This is a genomic window from Lamprobacter modestohalophilus, assembly GCF_016583905.1.
GTDB lineage: Bacteria > Pseudomonadota > Gammaproteobacteria > Chromatiales > Chromatiaceae > Lamprobacter > Lamprobacter modestohalophilus.
On the sequence record NZ_NRRY01000007.1, the window covers coordinates 130,730 to 146,208 of the forward strand.

Below are 15,479 nucleotides of genomic sequence, written 5' to 3' on the forward strand. Positions count from 1 at the left end.
TGATAGATCACGCTCCGATCGCTGCGCATCAGCCGCCGGCGGCCTTACGCTCGGCCTCGACCGCCCCCTCGATGTCGCCGGATTGGCGGCGGGCGGTCGCGATGATCTCCCAATTGTTGGTCTTCAGGGCCGGTGCGTCGCCGGTGAGCGCGTTCGAGCGCGACGCCAGTTTGGCCGCGGAATCGCTCATCCCCTGTTCCAACCTCACCCGCGCGAGCCGATTCCAGAGGTAGGCCTCTTGCGGTTGGATGCGCAGTGCGCGCTCTAGGGTAGCGGCGGCGCCGCCGGAATCGCCTGACTGGCGCTGCTGCTCAGCGCGCTGGGCGAGGGAGGCGACGGCGGGTGGCATGTCGTTCGGCGCAAGACCGCCTGCTGGAGCTGCGCTGGCGACCTCAGGCGCCGGCGGGGCTGATGGCGCCGCTGGCGCCGGTTCAGGTGTCGCTGGCGCGGCGGGGCCAGTCGGCGGTGGTGTGGCAGCGCCTGACTGAGCGGTCTGCGATGTCGTTGAGCTTGGTGGGCTCGCTGCGGCCTGTCCGCTCGCTGGATTCTGCGTTGTCGGCTCGCGCTCGGGGCGTGCCGCGGTCTGCGCCTGGGTGGCAGGCTGCTGCGTTTGGGTGGCGGGTTTCGGCGCCGAGGAGGCAGGTGCAGCAGGCGCCGATGGCGTGGCTGCCACCGATGGAGCGGCAGCCGACGCTGCCGGGTTGTTCGTAGGCGTTGACTCGGTCGGGGTGTCGCTGATGGTTTCCGGTGGCGTGTAGGCATAAACCCGCGTCGGCGCTGGTGCTGCTGGCGCCTGTGGCTTCGGTTCGGCCGGTGCGATTTTGACGGCAGGTGCCGGTGGAGGCGCCCCTTGCACGTCGACGATGGGTGCTGGCGGCCCGCTGCGCTCCATCGAGGTGCAGGCGGTGAGCAGAAGCGGTAGGAGCATCAGCAGGGTCAGGTGCTTGTACATGGTCAGTTGCCGTAAAAATCGCTCATGAAAGGGCTGTTCTGGGGCCGCTCTTGGCGCTCGCGGCGCGGCGGTGTCGGATCGGGCTGGTTCGCAGGCTCGCCCTGGGCCAGCTTCGGCTCGTCATTGTCACTGGCGGCGGGCGCTGATCTTGAGCGGCCCCCACCGCCACCGCCACAGGCTGCGCTGCCGCCGGTATGGCCACGGCTAAAGGGGATATCGCTGCTTCCGCAGGCGCTGGCGATCTCGATCGTGTCTGGGAAAGCGTCGCTCAGGGGCTCGCTGCCAATCTCGGCCATGATGTCACCCCAGACCCGCAACGCACCGCTCGAGCCACTCAGGCCCATCGGTTTGTTGTCATCGCGTCCGACCCAGACCACCAGCACGCGGTCGGCGCTGAAGCCGGCGAACCAGCTGTCGCGCATGTCATTCGTGGTCCCGGTCTTGCCGGCGACGGTCATCCCATCCGGTAAGCGTTGCTTGAGCCAGGTCGCGGTGCCTTGCTCAACCACCTGACGCATCGCCCATTGGGTGAGATAGGCAGCATCGCTGCTGACCACCGGCTCGACCGCGAGCGGATAGCGATTGAGCGGCTGGCCGGAGGCGTCGAGCACCTCGCGAATGGCGCGCAATGGGGCGCGAAAGCCGCCGGCGGCGATGGTCTGATAGACCTGCGCGAGTTCGATCGGTGGCAGCGAGGCCGAGCCGAGCAGCATCGCCGGTACCTCGCTGACCGGGCGCACGGCGCCAAGCTTCCGCAGCATCTTGGCGACCTCGCCAACGCCAACCTGGAGTCCGAGGTTGACGGTAGCGAGGTTGTAGGACTTGGCCAGCGCTTTGTAGAGCGGCACTGTGCCATGCACCCGATGATCGTAGTTTTTCGGCGTCCACAGCTCGCCGCCGGCGCGCAGGCTGATCGGTTTGTCAGCGATCGGGCTGACCAGCGAGAAGCGTTCGGGCTGCGCCAATGCGGTCAGATAGATCACCGGCTTGATCGACGAGCCGATCGAGCGGACGGCGTCGAGAGCCCGATTGAAGCCCGCATACTCGGTGTCGCGGCCGCCGACGATCGCCAGCACCTCTCCTTGAGCGACCGAGGTGACCACCGCTGCGGTCTCGAGCGTGCCGAGGGAATATCCGCGCTGCTTGTCAAGCTTTGGCATGCGCTCGCCGATGGCGGCTTCGGTCTGACTCTGGATCAATGGGTCCAGGGTGGTAAAGATGCGCAGCCCCTCGGAGCGCAGGTCCGCTTCACGATAGTCGCGCTGGAGCTGGCGGCGCACGAGCTGCACGAAGGCGGGGTACACGCCGGACGGCTTGGCGCCGCCGTCCTTGATGCCGAGCGGGCTGCTCTTGGCCGCCTCGGCTTGGTCAGCGGTGATGATCTGGTGGAAGGCCATGACGTCGATGACCAGATTGCGACGCGCCGTTGCCTGCTCCGGGTTGCGGCGTGGGTTGTATTCGCCTGGCCCTTTCAGGATTCCGACCAGCAGCGCGATCTGTGGCACCGTCAGCTCATCGATGTCGCGGTCGAAATAGAACCGGCTCGCGAGGCCAAAGCCGTGGATCGCGCGACTGCCATCCTGGCCAAGATAGACCTCATTGGCATAGGTGGTCAGGATCTCGTCCTTCGAATAGCGCTGGTCCAGCAGCACCGCCATGTAGGCCTCTTTGGCCTTGCGCTCGAGCGTTTGCTCTTGCGTGAGATAGAAATTCTTCACCAGCTGCTGCGTCAGGGTGCTGGCTCCCTGCACCGTGCGACCCGCCATCAGGTTCTCGTAGGCGGCGCGGATGATCCCCCTGGGGTCGATCCCCTGGTGCTTGTAGAAGCTCCGGTCCTCGACCGCGAGCAAGGTCTTGATCAGCAGCGGTGGGAGCTGCTTGCGTTGTAGCAGCACCCGGTCTTCGTTGTGGGTCGGATAGATGCTGGCGATGAGCGCGGGGTCGAGTCGGACCAGGGCCAGGTCGCGGCCGTTAGCGCCGGAGCGTATGTCGGTGACCAACCCGTCGGCGATGCGAACCTCGACTCGCTGTTCCGGCTCCGCGCCGTCCCAGAATCGGAACGGGCGGGTGCGAATCAGAACCCGATCGCCTTCGACATGGAAGCGACCGGCGCGCTCGAGGCCGGCGTTGCGCCGATACTTGAGCCGTTCGAGCTCGCCGATGAGGGCGTCTTGGGTGATGGGGCGGCCAACATAGAGCTCGAGTGGTCGCGCGAAGACGCGCGCGGGAAGTGCCCAGCGTTGGCCCTCGAACTTCTCTCGGACCACTTTGTCGAGCTGGACCCCATACAGCCCGAGACCTAAGGCGCCGATGAGGGCTAACAGTAGGATAGAACTGAAGAAAAAGGCCCAGAGTCCGAGCCCACGGCGGCGCCGGCGCGGCTGCCTGCGTTTGGGCGAAGGGGCGGTGATTTTGGCTTTGGCCACTCGGGGTGTTTCCTGAAGGGGGCTGTTTGCTGTGCCTGCTGCACCGTCACGGCCAGTCTTAGCCCTGTCTGCGCGGTGCAGCCTATTTCAGCAGGCGAAATCGGAAGCTAATCATCCCATTACGGGCATCGGGTCACAAGCAGGGATCGGCTGATCTGTCCGCGAGCCGCGGCCTCACTGCTTGATGCCAATGCCGCGTCGCAACAGGCTCAGGCTGTAGTAGCCAAGGGCCGCGATGAAGATGGCGATGATGAGGAAGGCGAAGCCGAGCGGGATATCGCTGACGCCGAGTAGGCCATAGCGAAAGGCGTTGATCATGTACAGGATCGGGTTCGCAAGAGAGAGGGTTTGCCAGGGCTGCGGCAGCAGTTCGATCGAGTAGAAGACACCGCCGAGATAGGTGAGGGGTGCCAGCACGAAGGTTGGCACGATCGAGATATCGTCGAAGCTGTTGGCATAGATGGCGTTGATGAAGCCACCGAGCGAAAACAGGATGGCGGTGAGCAACAGGATCAGAAAGGTCACGCCGATATTGTGGATGCTGAAGCTGGTAAAGAAGGCGGCCACGATCAAGACCACGATGCCCACTAGCAGTCCGCGGGCAACGCCACCGGCGACATATCCGGCCAAGATGACCCAGTTCGGCGCCGGCGAGACCAGCAATTCCTCGATGTAGCGCGAGAATTTGCTGCTGTAGAACGAGGAGACGACATTGCTGTACGCATTGGTGATCACCGCCATCAGCACCAGCCCGGGGACGATGAAATCGATGTAGGCGAGGCCTTCCATGGGGCCGATGCGATCGCCGATCAGGCGGCCGAAGATAACGAAATAGAGCGTGGTGGTGATCGCCGAGGGCAGGATGGTCTGTATCCAGATGCGCGAGAAGCGCGTCACCTCCTTGCTGAACAGGGTGGTGAAGGTGATCTGATAGCGACGCCAGCGGTTGGCGTCGATCAGCGGTCCTTTGTCTGCGGCGTTGATGTTCATGGGGTTGCTCCTCGGCCCGCCTCGACCCGATCGAGAAACAGCTTCTCGAGGCGGTTCTGCTTATTGCGTAGGCTCAACACCTCGATGCCATTGCGCGAGAGCGCCTCGAACAGCCCGTTGATGGTGTGCTCGCGGCTGATCTGCACCTCAAGCGTGCTCTCGTCGATATGCTCGAGCACGAAGCCGCCGAGCGACGGCAGCTGGCAGACGCGTCCTTTGAGGTTCAGCACGAAGGTTTCCGTGTCGAGCTCACTGAGCAAGGTGGCGATATCGGTGCGAGACTGGATGCGTCCATGGTCGATGATGGCGATGTTGCGGCAGAGGCTTTCGGCCTCTTCCAGGTAGTGCGTGGTGAGGATGATGGTGGTGCCTTCGGCGTTGATCTCGCGCATGAAGCCCCACATGGTGCGGCGAATCTCGATATCGACGCCAGCGGTGGGCTCATCGAGGATCACCAGGCGTGGACGGTGCACCAGCGCTCGCGCAATCATCAGACGCCGTTTCATGCCACCGGAGAGCCGGCGCATCTCGGTCTCACGCCGATCCCAGAGATCGAGCTTGCGCAGCAGCATCTCGGCCCGGCTGCGGGCCTCTTTGCGCGGGACCCCGAAGTACCCGGCCTGGTTCAGCACGACTTCGATCGCGGGCAGGAACAGGTTAAAATTGAACTCCTGTGGAACCACGCCGATGTTGGCGCGCACGGCCTCTGGCTCGCGATCCAGATCGTGGCCGAAGACCTCGACGCGACCGCCGCTCTTGCGCACCAGCGAGGTGACGATGCCGATCAGCGTCGATTTGCCAGCGCCGTTTGGGCCAAGCAGCGCGAAGAAATCGCCCGCTTCGACCTGGAGATCGACAGCATTTAGGGCCTGGAGGCCGTTGGCATAGGTCTTACTGAGCTGGTGGACGCTGAGTGCGGGCATACGAGATGGGAAAGGCGTGAAAAACCCACTACGCTAGCACGTTCAGCTCAGCTATTGGCAACTGATGCCTCGCTCGCGTCGGGCAAGCATGGGCTTGGCGGGCTGGCGGCGCGGGTTGCTTATCGTTCGGTCCAGACGTTGGATCTAGGCGTTGGGTCGGCTCGGCGGCAGAAAGTGGTCGCGCGAGGCGGTGAAGAAGCCGCTGATGAGGCCGCCGTAGAAAAAGAGGGCAGCGATCGGGATCGCATTCAGGCTCCACATCCAGGCGAGCGCGGCCGCCGAGACGCCAAGGCTGACCGCGTAGCCGAGCAGCGGCAGTCGCGCGATGGGGCGGCCCAGCCGCCAGGTCACGAGGCTCAGCGCGGCGAGCATGATGATGCCCTTCACCAGGACCATGCTCCGCACCAGGCCGGCGAGCTCGGCATCCTGCTGCAGGCGCTCTGGGGCTGGTCCTGCAAGTGCAAGCATCAGTAGGGTACCGATGCCGAGTCCACCGAAGACGCTGAGGATGACGACCGCGCGGGCAGCGACCTGACCCATCTGGCCGGCTTGAATGTGTTGGGCGGACTTGAGTTGCGCCGGTAGGGTCGTTCCGAGTGTCATTTCGGCTGGAGTCGTGGTGTTAGAAGTCGCGGGACTAGAGGTCGCGGGGCTTGAAAAGGTGTCGGGGGCATGGCGTGCCATCGAAGAATCCTCTTGGTGTAGCGCAGCAGGTGGCGTTGCTCAGCAGGCGCTGGCGCAGGGTGTTTGAGACCGCGTCATGGGCCATCAACGACAATCGATTCGATAGAGAAGACAGACGACCAGATGCTTTGTTACCACGACTGCCGTCCAGAGATCGATGCGTTACTGCGCCGGTTCAAGCCGCTGTGCACGGCACGCGTCGAGTCTGCATCACCGATCCCGGGCTCTTATTGGGGCGCGCCGGAGGCGGGACTAATCGGCTCAGTGATCTATCTGCGCGACGATACCCCGGTGCATTCAGCACTGCACGAGGCCGCGCATTTCGTCTGCATGGATGCATCGCGCCGCGCCGCTTTGCATACCGATGCCGGTGGTGGCTTCGCCGAGGAAGATGCGGTCTGCTATCTGCAGATTCTGATGGCCAACCAGCTCGCGACGGTTGGTGCTGAGCGCCTCTTTGTTGACATGGACGCCTGGGGCTACAGTTTTAGGCTCGGCAGTACAGCGGCTTGGTTCGAACGAGACGCGGCCGACGCGCGCGACTGGCTGCTGCGGCATGGGCTCATCGATACGGCCGGCTGTCCCACCTGGAAGCTGCGTGCCTGAGGCTGCGACCATGGCTGATCGTGAAGCAAGCCTATAATGAAGCTGTGCTGAATCCCTTTCGCTCACCTGCAGAGGACTGGTCCAATGAAACCATGTTTGGCTAATGGGTCGATGGCCCGTTTAACGGCTGCTGCGCTCGGCATCAGCCTGTCGGTGGCGCTGACCAGTGGCTTCGCCGCGCCGCCTCGAGGGCCGGTCGGCGAGCAGCCTGTGCCTGTGCCGGCGATGCCTTATCGTGCGCCATTGCCCGATTCCAGCGCTGGGCATCGCTGGAGTACGGGGCAGGTGCGGATGACGCAGGAGCGCACCGAGGATGCCTATATCCTGATCATCGATCTCAATGGGCTGGCGCCGGACGATGTGCAGGTGCGGCCGTTTGGGCAGACGGTGTTTGGGCAGACGCTGCTCGTGCGCATGCGGCGCGATGCGCGAACCCGCCGCTCAGAGACGTTCGATGATGGTCGCGGCTATCGCGAGAGTTATCGTGTCTCGAGCGGAAGCAGCACGCGTCGGCTGCCGGTGCCGCCTGATGGCGATGTCTTCGGTCTGACGCGTGAAGACAGCGCCGAGCAGGTGCGCATCCTGATCCCGCGCCGCCAGGTGCCTGGCTGGCGCTAATCCTCGGCAAGACGGCGTGCGGGCCAAGCTGAGCACCCTGGGCTGCCGCCTCAATGAGGCCGAGCTGGCTGGCTGGTCGCGCGAGCTGGAGGCCCGCGGCTGCCGGATCAGCGGCGAGGGCGATGCGGCGGATCTGGTGGTGGTGAATACCTGTGCCGTTACCGCCGAGGCGGTGCGCAAGTCGCGCAAACTGTTGCGTCGGCTGCAGCGCGAAAATCCGCGTGCCCGCTTGGTCGTGAGTGGCTGTGCAGTGTCGCTCGAGGCCCATCAGCTGGGCGAGCTGGGTATCGACTTGGTGGTGCCTAACCAGGACAAGGATCGCTTGGTCGCCATCGCCGAGGAGGCGCTGCAGCTGCCGTTGATGCCAGAGGCGGCGACCGAGCCCGGTGCGGCGGCGCTGTTCGCGCGCGGTCGGCAGCGTGCGTTTGTCAAGATCCAGGATGGTTGCCGTTATCAGTGCAGTTTCTGTATCACAACCCGCGCGCGAGGCGATGAGCGCAGCCGACCGATCGCCGAGGTCTGCGCCGAGATCAACCAGTTGGTCGCCGATGGCATTCAAGAGGTGGTGCTGACCGGGGTGCATGCCGCGGGCTATGGCAGCGATTGCGACACCAGCCTCAGCGAACTGCTGGCGGCCGTGCTGGCCGAGACCGATGTGGCACGGGTCCGGCTGGGCTCGGTCGAGCCTTGGGATCTGCCGGAGCGGTTTTGGCAGCTGTTCGAGCATCCGCGCATGATGCCGCATCTGCACTTGCCGCTACAGAGCGGCGCCGACAGCGTGCTCAAGCGGATGGCGCGGCGCTGCAAGACGGCGGACTTCGCGCGGCTGGCCGAGCTGGCGCGCAGCACGCATCCGAACTTCAATATCACGACCGACATCATCGTCGGCTTTCCCGGCGAGACCGAGTCGGAATGGATGCAAACCCTCGCCTTCGTCGAGCAGATCGGCTTCGGCGGTTTGCACATCTTCAATTACTCGCCGCGCCAAGGTACTCGCGCCGCCGAGATGTCAGATCAGGTACCAACGCCGGTCAAGCGCGCCCGCAGCCGCGAGCTGCATACGCTCGCCCAGCGGCTCAAACGTGCTTGGCTTCAGCGCCAGGTTGGATCGGTTCAGGAGGTTCTGATCGAGGGCTTCGTCAGTGGGCAGCAAGACGACGCATCGCTGCAGCTGGGCTACACGCCGGGCTATCTGCTCGCACGGGTCCCGAATCTTGGCGTGGATCTGAGCAACCGTCTTCTCCCCGTGCGGATCAAAGGCGTGATCAACCCCGATGGGGTCGATCAGCGGCCTAGGCTGCAGGCCGATCCCATGCTTGATACCGACCTAGTGACGCCCGTGCGATAGACTGGCACGGCGAGCGCAAAGGCAGATGATGCGCTCGTCGAAGCTCCAAGAAGGCCCGATAAAAATCGGGCCCATGCGACAGGAGCTTTGACAGAGATCGCCTTAGCCGGTCTCCAGCTCGGCGCCTTGCGTCTAGTCGGACTTGACCTAGTCGGACTTGAACCCCGCCTCGCGATGGCTGGCATCGCAGAAGGGTTTGTTCTTCGAGGCGCCACAGCGACAGAGTGCGGTCTTGGTGCCCTGCCAAGCGATGCGTCCGCTGGCGGCTCGCAGCGTGAGATTGCCCTCGACCTTGAGTGGTCCATCCGGCATGGCCTTGATCTTCAGCGGCCCACCAGTGGCCTCGAGGCCTGGCCCGCTCTTGCCGATGGCGCCAAAGTCTTCGAATCCAGCCTCGATGTGGCTGTTGTCGCAGAAGGGCTTGTTCTTCGACGCACCACAACGGCAGAGTGCGGCACGGAAGCGAACCCCCGGCATCTCCTCCGGCGCACCTTCGATGTCGAGCTCCCCGGTCAGATAGAGTGGGCCGTTGTAGACGACTTGACCGGTGTTCTCCGCAGCGGGCTGCTCAGCGGTGCCGTCTTTGTCGACGTAGCTCAATGCCCCGCTTGGGCAGCGTTCGCAAACCTCGCGGACCTCGGCCTTGGAGACCTGGTCCGGAACGCACCAGGGCTCGCGTCCGCCCTCGAATAGGCTGTTGTCGGCATGGGTGCATTCGCCGATATGGATGCACAGGCGTTGGTCCCAGTGCACATCGATCTCGTTGCCTTCGAATGTGTGGATCTTGTTTTCGCTCATCGTGGTCTCCTGGCTGGTGCGGCCGGTTGGCGCAGTGGCTGTCTATCGGCAAGGAATGGGGTCGGCGTGTCCGTTAATCGATGTCGATCCACACCGGGCAGTGGTCCGACGGCCGCTCGAGGGCGCGGATGTCATCGTCGATGCCAGCGTCGCGCAGACGTTTGCGCACTGGTGCTGAGACGAGGATCAGATCGATGCGGAGTCCACGCTTGGGCTCGCGCTCGAAGCCGCGGGAGCGGTAATCGAACCAGCTGAAGCTGTCGTCGCTGTCCGGATGAACGCAGCGATAGGCGTCGCTCAGGCCCCAGTTCATCAGGGTTTGCAGCCATTCACGCTCTTCGGGCAGGAAGCTGCATTTGCCGGTGCGCAGCCAGCGCTTCGCATTGTCGGCACCGATGCCGATATCTGCGTCCTGTGGCGCAACATTCATGTCGCCCATCAGCACGAGTGGTTGATCGGGGCTGAAATGCTCGCGCAGGTACCTTGCCAGATCAGCGTAGTACTTCTGCTTGCCGGGAAATTTGATCGGGTGCGCGCGGCTCTCGCCTTGCGGGAAATAGCCGTTGATGACCGCCAGTTCGGTCCCGTCATCGAGGCCGTAGAAGCCGGTAATCGCGCGCCGCTGCGCGTCGACCTCGTCCTCCGGAAAGCCCTTGATCACGCGCAGCGGATCGCGTTTGCTGAGCAGTGCGACGCCGTAGTGACCCTTTTGGCCATGGTAGGCCGCGCGCCAGCCGAGGGCGCTGATGGCGTCGGTGGGAAAGGCCTCGTCGGCGACCTTCGACTCCTGGATGCCGACCACATCTGGATCATGCCGCGCCTTCAGCGCCTCGAGTTGGTGCGGACGGCTGCGGATGCCGTTGACGTTAAAGGAGATCAGTCGAGTCATTCCGGTTCCTGAATCGGGTCGAGCGAGTGGGTCGAGCGAGTGGATCGAGCAAGAGGTTTGAGCAAGAGGTTTGAGCAAGAGGTTTGAGCAAGAGGTTTGAGCAAGAGGTTTGAGCAAGAGGTTTGAGCAAGTAAGTCAAGAAAGCGGGTTGAGCAAGGCGATAGGCTCCGGGTCGGCGCGCTCGACCAGAGTGATCCTGTTGGATTGCGCCTTGCCGGCTAGCCCGGTTGCGTTGACTCAGGCGGGCGATGCCCCGTGACTTGGTAGGTTTCGCCGATCCCCATCTCGCGACCGTGCTCGTAGGCCTTGCCCCAGGGGAGGTGGGCCTGGTCGCGAGCGGCATCGTAGCAATCCGGGTCGACCGCGGCATCGGCCTCCGCGCCATAGCCGAGCCTGTGGAGCGCGGCGAGCATGCCATTGGCGTAGCCGCGGTTGTACCAGAGCTGTGGGTCGTCCTGGCGGTCGAGATAGCCTTCGGAGTCATCAGTGAGCTCGCGAGCCAGCTCGAGCAGGCGGGTGATCAGTGGGTCTTCAGATCTCTGGGTCATCATAGAGCTCGGCGGACCAGCCCCGCTCGCGGGCGCGTTCGATCGCGGCGCCATAGATGCGCTGATGGCGCTCGCGCAGATCGTCTGGCAGACGGGAGACGAGGTGGCCATAGGGATGCCAGGCCTTGCTGACCTGGTCATAGAGCGCCTCGACGCGAGAAACCGTCCAACCCTCGCAGGTTTCCTCTTCCGGGATCAAGCCGAAGACTTGGGCGTCGTGAATAATGGTGCCGGTCGGCGTCATGCCGCCGAAGCTGTCGGCTTCGAGGCCGACGTAGGTCTTGTCTCGTTTCAGCATAAGATACCCTCAATCACGCAACACCTAGGAGCGGCCAGTGGCCGCCGCATCGCCAAGGAGATCCTTGTGCCCTGTCAAGATACCATTGTCGACCTGATTCGCCACGGCGAGCCGCTGGGCGGCCGCATGATCCGCGGGCAGGGCGTCGATCACCCACTCAGCGCGCTCGGTTGGCAGCAGATGCGCGCCGCCGTTGGTGACGACAACCCCTGGGATCTCATCCTCAGCTCACCCATGGCCCGCGCCCGCGACTTCGCCAGCGAGCTAGCGGCCCGTCACGGTCTACCGCTTGCGGTCGACCCGGAGCTGCGCGAGGTCGCCATGGGCGCTTGGGAGGGGCGAAGACCGACCGAACTGGCGGAAGAAGAGCCCGCTACCTTCAGCGCATTTCGGAGCGATCCGGTCGCCAACCGGCCGCCAGGTGGCGAGCGTCTGGAGGCATTGCAGGCCCGCATTGGACGTGCCTACGATCGCCAGATCGCGACTTATCCAGGACGGCACCTGCTCATTGTCTGTCACGCTGGCGTCAGCCGCGCCATCGTCGGTCACGTCCTGAATGCGGACCCCCAGCATTGGTATCGCATCCGCATCGACTACGCTGGCCTGACCCGAGTACGGCACGACCGATATGGCATCAGCCTCGAGTTCGTCAACGCCCAGCGGCTGCGCAGTTGGCGGCACCCCTGACGGCGCCTTCGGCTGACCTCGCAGATACTCGGGCAGCTTAGCGGTGTCGGCTGCGGCCTGTCATCTGCCGGGTGTGTGCCGCACCAGAAATTGCAGCAATCCGTTGGTCTCTGCAACTTGGGATGATATAGTATCTGGCCGTCTTGCGACTAAAAGTCGTGAAGATCGGGTCTAGGAGAGGTGCCGGAGTGGCCGAACGGGCCTGACTCGAAATCAGGTGTACGCGCGAGCGTACCGTGGGTTCGAATCCCACCCTCTCCGCCATTCAATTTTCGATAAAACCATTAAAAACAACGCATTAAGGTTTTTATCTCGCCTAGATTTCGCGGGTTGACCCCAAAAATGCCCACAAGGGCGTTCGTGGTCGAACTGGCTAAGCGTCCGAATCCCTGCCTGGGATCGCTCCCCCTCAAATTATCCCATCCTGCGCTAAGCTGCAGTCCGGATGATCGATGAAGATCGTTGGCTCGTCTTCGTGTCGCTTCAGTCTCTCCCTCGCAGATTACGGGTAGAGAGCATGCAGCGAGGTTCTGAAGGCGCCCCCTAAACCGCACACCGCTTGCCCCAGATCAAATCTCCCGAGTTGCTCCGCAGCGTAATATCAATCGCACTGACGACTCAAGACGCGCAGGGCTAAGGTACAGTCGCGTCAACGCATGGGGCATTGCGGATGGTGGACGCGAGTAACGTCACTTCGGGACAACTGGAGTGGAAGAGGTACAGGAGAACTCGAGGGACACTCGGGCAGCCCGGCATCGTAGCTGATTCCAGCACCGATCTTTCTCGTGTTTGCACCCGACCTCTCGCTGCTCAGCCTCTGCGCAGACATTGCCCCGAACATCGGTCTTCGCTTCCTCGGGGTAAACGCTCCGATCGATCTGACCCGCACGCCGGTCTTGTCGCAATGCTGCTTCTCGCGCTTGCATCCCTTCTAGCCAATTCTCCTCTCCATGCCGAAACTTTCCTTAGGCGTGCTACACCCACGTTAGGCTAGGTATTGAACCAGGCGATGATCAAGGCCGATAACGCTTACCCAAAATTTGATTGAAAAAAACACCACCATCTCCACCGATACCTTTTCTGGTGGCCCTGGAGGTGGGGTCGCGATCTTGAACTATTTCGGCTTGTCGGGTGATGAAATAGATTTTTCGGTCACAATCACAAACAATATATTTCGCGAAGTAGTCGTTCAGACACCCGCCATTGGAGCCGGCAACGCTGGAGCCGTGCGGCCAGCGCGTCGCTCAGTGATGACGGCGGCCAGATAGGGCCAAGGCAGATGCCCGCGTTTGCGGCAGGTTTCGATCACGCTGGCCAGCAAGGTGAAGGTGCGTGACCCGGCCTCGTTGCGCGTTCCCATCATGATGCGGCGGGCAATGACCCAGTGGCGCAGGGCTTGCTCAGCGGCATTATGCCGCATCCTCGGTTATGCCGCATGGCGCGCCGCGTCTGGCATGGCTCGCGCCTTTTCGGCTTTACCTGTTCGGCATAATGCCGTCGGCTCTCAGGTCTGGCAACACCGCCAGATCTGTGGAGAGACGCTATGTCCGAGCAGCACTTTGCCTCTGGGCCTTCTTGCTGTGAGCCCGATCTTGATCACCATCTTGAGGCGTTCCTTTCCGGCCTCACCCAAGCCGGATATGCCGAGAACACCCGGCGCGGCAAGGCGCGCCGGATTGTGCCGTTTATACAATGGACCCACACGTCGGGGATTCGCCTGTGTGAGGTTGACGACCTCGATGCCTGTATCGATGCCTTCTTGGCGAGTCCCGGTCGTCGTCTTTACAAGCATCGCAGCGCATTGCAGGCGTTCCTAGCCTATCTGCGTGAGGCGAAGGTTCTGCCGCCACGCCCGATGGAACGATCGACGGCGGACGCGCTGCGCCACAGCTACCTTGAGCATCTGCAGTCCCAGCAAGGACTCAGCGCTCACTCGATCGCGGCTTACGCGGTCAGTGTGCGCGGTTTTATCGAAGCCATGCACCTGCCCGAAGAGGCCGCAGACCTGGATGCGCGCGCGATCCAGCGCTACCTGCTCACGCTCAGCCCGGAGCATGCCGTTGCCACCGTGAAAGTGTATGCCGCCGGGCTGCGCTCGTTTCTGCGTTTCTGCCTTCTGAAAGGTCTCATCAGCCGCGATCTTTCAACCGCTTTGCCCTGCATCGGACGCTGCCAGCCCAAGCCCATGCCGCCGATCCTGAGCGATGAGGATATCGAGCGCGTGCTGGCGACGGTTGATCGCTCGTCTCTGCGCGGCTGTCGGGAGTTTGCCGTCTTGCAACTCTTGGCGCGTTTGGGCTTACGCGCGAGTGAGGTCCTCGCGCTGCGCTTGGAGGATGTGCACTGGGAGCAAGGCGAACTTCTGGTGCGTGGCAAAGGTGCCCAGTTCGATCGCCTGCCATTGCTCCAAGACGTCGGCGAAGCGATCGTGCAGTACCTGCGTGTCGCCCGAGGCCACAGTGACTCGCGCCAGCTCTTTTTGAGCCGCCAGGCGCCGCGGATCGGTTTGCAGGATCCCTCGACGGTCAGCGCGATCGCCCATCGCGCGCTTGAGCGTGCCGGGCTGCTGCCCAGAGGTCGTGTCGGTGCACACATCTTTCGCTATAGCCTGGCCACACGGATGCTGCGCCACGGCGCCTCCTTGAGCGAGATCGCTGAAGTCTTACGCCACCGCTGCATCGCGACCACCCAAGGGTATGCCAACGTCGATCTTGAGCGACTGCGTGACGTCGCCCAAGCCTGGCCGGGCAAGCAGGAGGTGGTCCAATGACCGATCTGCACACCGCTCTTGGTNCTGTCGATACGTCGAGCGCTGGGGACGCAATTGAAGTGGCCCGAATCGGTGTTGCGCCAGTTTGTCGATTTCCTCATCGCAGAGCAGACCGATGTGGTGACAATCGCCTTGGCCCTACGCTGGGCCTGCCTGCCGGGCGGATTGCAACCGGCGACCTATGCGCGTCGCCTTGGTATCGTGCGCGGGTTTGCCAGCTGGCTGCGGGCCAGCGATCCGCGCACCGAGATTCCACCACGGCATCTCCTGCCGACACCACACCGGCGGCCAACACCTTACATCTACCGCCCTGAGGAGGTCTCGGCCTTGATGGGCGCCGCGCGCCAACTCAACGGTGGCCTGTTGCAAGGTGCCACCTTCGAGACCCTGATCGGATTGCTCGCCGCCACTGGACTGCGTCCTGGCGAGGCACTCAAGCTCTCTGTGGATGACGTTGATCTGCACGCGCAGGTGCTGATGATTCAAGGGTCGAAAGGCGGCAAATCGCGGCTGGTTCCGATCACGCCATCGACGACAGCGGGCTTAGCGCAGTATGCCGAGCAACGTGATCGTCTCCTGCCGCAGCGCAAGACCTCCGCCTTTCTGCTCACGCCCCAGGGGACATCTGTCCCCGGTGATCGGGCGCGCAAGACCTTTGCGCGGCTGTGCCAGCCACTGGGCTTGCGTCCCCGTCAGCCTGGGCGCAGCGGACGGGGTCCTCGGCTGCAAGATTTCAGGCACACCTTCGCCACCCGTCAGCTGATCGCCTGGTACCGCAATGGAGAGGATGTGAACCGGCTCATGCCGCAGTTGACGACCTACCTCGGGCATGCGAGCCCGCGCGAAACCTATTGGTATCTGCAAGCGGTTCCCGAACTGCTCGCGCTGGCCTCCGAGCGTTTGCTGGCTCACCAGGGAGGTGAGCGGTCATGAGTGCAACGC

15 protein-coding genes, 1 tRNA gene and 1 pseudogene are annotated in these 15,479 nt (G+C 63.3%); 7 read left to right on the forward strand and 10 right to left on the reverse strand.

Annotated elements, in window-relative coordinates:
* Nucleotides 1-28: 28 nt before the first annotated feature.
* The 5 genes from CKO42_RS06835 to CKO42_RS06855 form a co-directional block, all read right to left on the reverse strand.
* Entirely contained in the window at nt 29-952 is a 924-nt protein-coding gene (locus tag CKO42_RS06835; RefSeq protein WP_200240973.1) for a tetratricopeptide repeat protein, read from the reverse strand.
* 2 nt (nt 953-954) lie between these two features.
* Nucleotides 955-3,378, reverse strand: a complete 2,424-nt coding sequence (gene mrcB / locus CKO42_RS06840) for a penicillin-binding protein 1B (RefSeq protein WP_338034862.1) — start codon at nt 3,376-3,378, stop codon at nt 955-957.
* Between the two features lie 174 nt (nt 3,379-3,552).
* Nucleotides 3,553-4,368, reverse strand: coding sequence for an ABC transporter permease (locus CKO42_RS06845; protein ID WP_200240975.1), 816 nt, complete (start codon nt 4,366-4,368; stop codon nt 3,553-3,555).
* Nucleotides 4,365-5,291, reverse strand: coding sequence for an ABC transporter ATP-binding protein (locus CKO42_RS06850; RefSeq protein WP_200240978.1), 927 nt, complete (start codon nt 5,289-5,291; stop codon nt 4,365-4,367). The genes CKO42_RS06845 and CKO42_RS06850 overlap by 4 nt, the downstream gene beginning before the upstream one ends.
* A 144-nt stretch (nt 5,292-5,435) precedes the next feature.
* A complete protein-coding gene (locus CKO42_RS06855; RefSeq protein ID WP_200240980.1) occupies nt 5,436-5,894 on the reverse strand; it encodes a hypothetical protein in 459 nt (152 codons plus the stop codon).
* Nucleotides 5,895-6,098: 204 nt separating this feature from the next.
* Between CKO42_RS06855 and CKO42_RS06860 the strand changes: the two genes are divergently transcribed.
* From CKO42_RS06860 to mtaB, 3 genes are all read left to right on the forward strand, one after another.
* Nucleotides 6,099-6,581 carry a hypothetical protein gene (locus CKO42_RS06860; RefSeq protein WP_242479178.1) on the forward strand — a complete coding sequence of 161 codons (483 nt, stop codon included), beginning with the start codon at nt 6,099-6,101 and terminating at the stop codon, nt 6,579-6,581.
* A gap of 111 nt (nt 6,582-6,692) precedes the next feature.
* Nucleotides 6,693-7,199, forward strand: a complete 507-nt coding sequence (locus CKO42_RS06865) for an Hsp20/alpha crystallin family protein (protein WP_200240982.1) — start codon at nt 6,693-6,695, stop codon at nt 7,197-7,199.
* A gap of 16 nt (nt 7,200-7,215) precedes the next feature.
* On the forward strand, nt 7,216-8,547 hold the full coding sequence (gene mtaB, locus CKO42_RS06870; protein ID WP_200240990.1) for a tRNA (N(6)-L-threonylcarbamoyladenosine(37)-C(2))-methylthiotransferase MtaB: 1,332 nt from the start codon (nt 7,216-7,218) through the stop codon (nt 8,545-8,547).
* A 147-nt stretch (nt 8,548-8,694) separates the two neighbouring features.
* On the opposite strand, the gene CKO42_RS06875 is transcribed toward mtaB, so the two are convergent.
* From CKO42_RS06875 to CKO42_RS06890, 4 genes are all read right to left on the reverse strand, one after another.
* Nucleotides 8,695-9,345: a CDGSH iron-sulfur domain-containing protein gene (locus tag CKO42_RS06875; RefSeq protein ID WP_200240998.1), complete on the reverse strand. Its 651-nt coding sequence runs from the start codon at nt 9,343-9,345 to the stop codon at nt 8,695-8,697.
* A gap of 73 nt (nt 9,346-9,418) precedes the next feature.
* Nucleotides 9,419-10,234: an exodeoxyribonuclease III gene (gene xthA, locus CKO42_RS06880; RefSeq protein WP_200241000.1), complete on the reverse strand. Its 816-nt coding sequence runs from the start codon at nt 10,232-10,234 to the stop codon at nt 9,419-9,421.
* A 218-nt stretch (nt 10,235-10,452) separates the two neighbouring features.
* A complete protein-coding gene (locus CKO42_RS06885; protein ID WP_200241003.1) occupies nt 10,453-10,782 on the reverse strand; it encodes a hypothetical protein in 330 nt (109 codons plus the stop codon).
* Nucleotides 10,766-11,080 carry a hypothetical protein gene (locus tag CKO42_RS06890; RefSeq protein ID WP_200241005.1) on the reverse strand — a complete coding sequence of 105 codons (315 nt, stop codon included), beginning with the start codon at nt 11,078-11,080 and terminating at the stop codon, nt 10,766-10,768. Before CKO42_RS06890 ends, CKO42_RS06885 begins: the two co-directional genes overlap by 17 nt.
* A 66-nt stretch (nt 11,081-11,146) precedes the next feature.
* On the opposite strand from CKO42_RS06890, the gene CKO42_RS06895 reads away from it, so the two are divergent.
* Together CKO42_RS06895 and CKO42_RS06900 are read left to right on the forward strand one after the other, a co-directional pair.
* A complete protein-coding gene (locus CKO42_RS06895) occupies nt 11,147-11,767 on the forward strand; it encodes a histidine phosphatase family protein (protein WP_338034863.1) in 621 nt (206 codons plus the stop codon).
* A gap of 174 nt (nt 11,768-11,941) precedes the next feature.
* Nucleotides 11,942-12,031, forward strand: a tRNA-Ser gene (locus CKO42_RS06900).
* A gap of 925 nt (nt 12,032-12,956) precedes the next feature.
* Here the strand turns inward: CKO42_RS06900 and CKO42_RS06905 are convergent.
* A pseudogene (locus CKO42_RS06905) lies at nt 12,957-13,187 on the reverse strand (IS66 family transposase); the annotation flags it as partial.
* A gap of 123 nt (nt 13,188-13,310) precedes the next feature.
* On the opposite strand from CKO42_RS06905, the gene CKO42_RS06910 reads away from it, so the two are divergent.
* Together CKO42_RS06910 and CKO42_RS28460 are read left to right on the forward strand one after the other, a co-directional pair.
* Nucleotides 13,311-14,537 carry a site-specific integrase gene (locus tag CKO42_RS06910; RefSeq protein ID WP_200241009.1) on the forward strand — a complete coding sequence of 409 codons (1,227 nt, stop codon included), beginning with the start codon at nt 13,311-13,313 and terminating at the stop codon, nt 14,535-14,537.
* A gap of 201 nt (nt 14,538-14,738) precedes the next feature.
* On the forward strand, nt 14,739-15,470 hold the full coding sequence (locus CKO42_RS28460) for a tyrosine-type recombinase/integrase (RefSeq protein WP_420844276.1): 732 nt from the start codon (nt 14,739-14,741) through the stop codon (nt 15,468-15,470).
* Nucleotides 15,471-15,479: the final 9 nt, after the last annotated feature.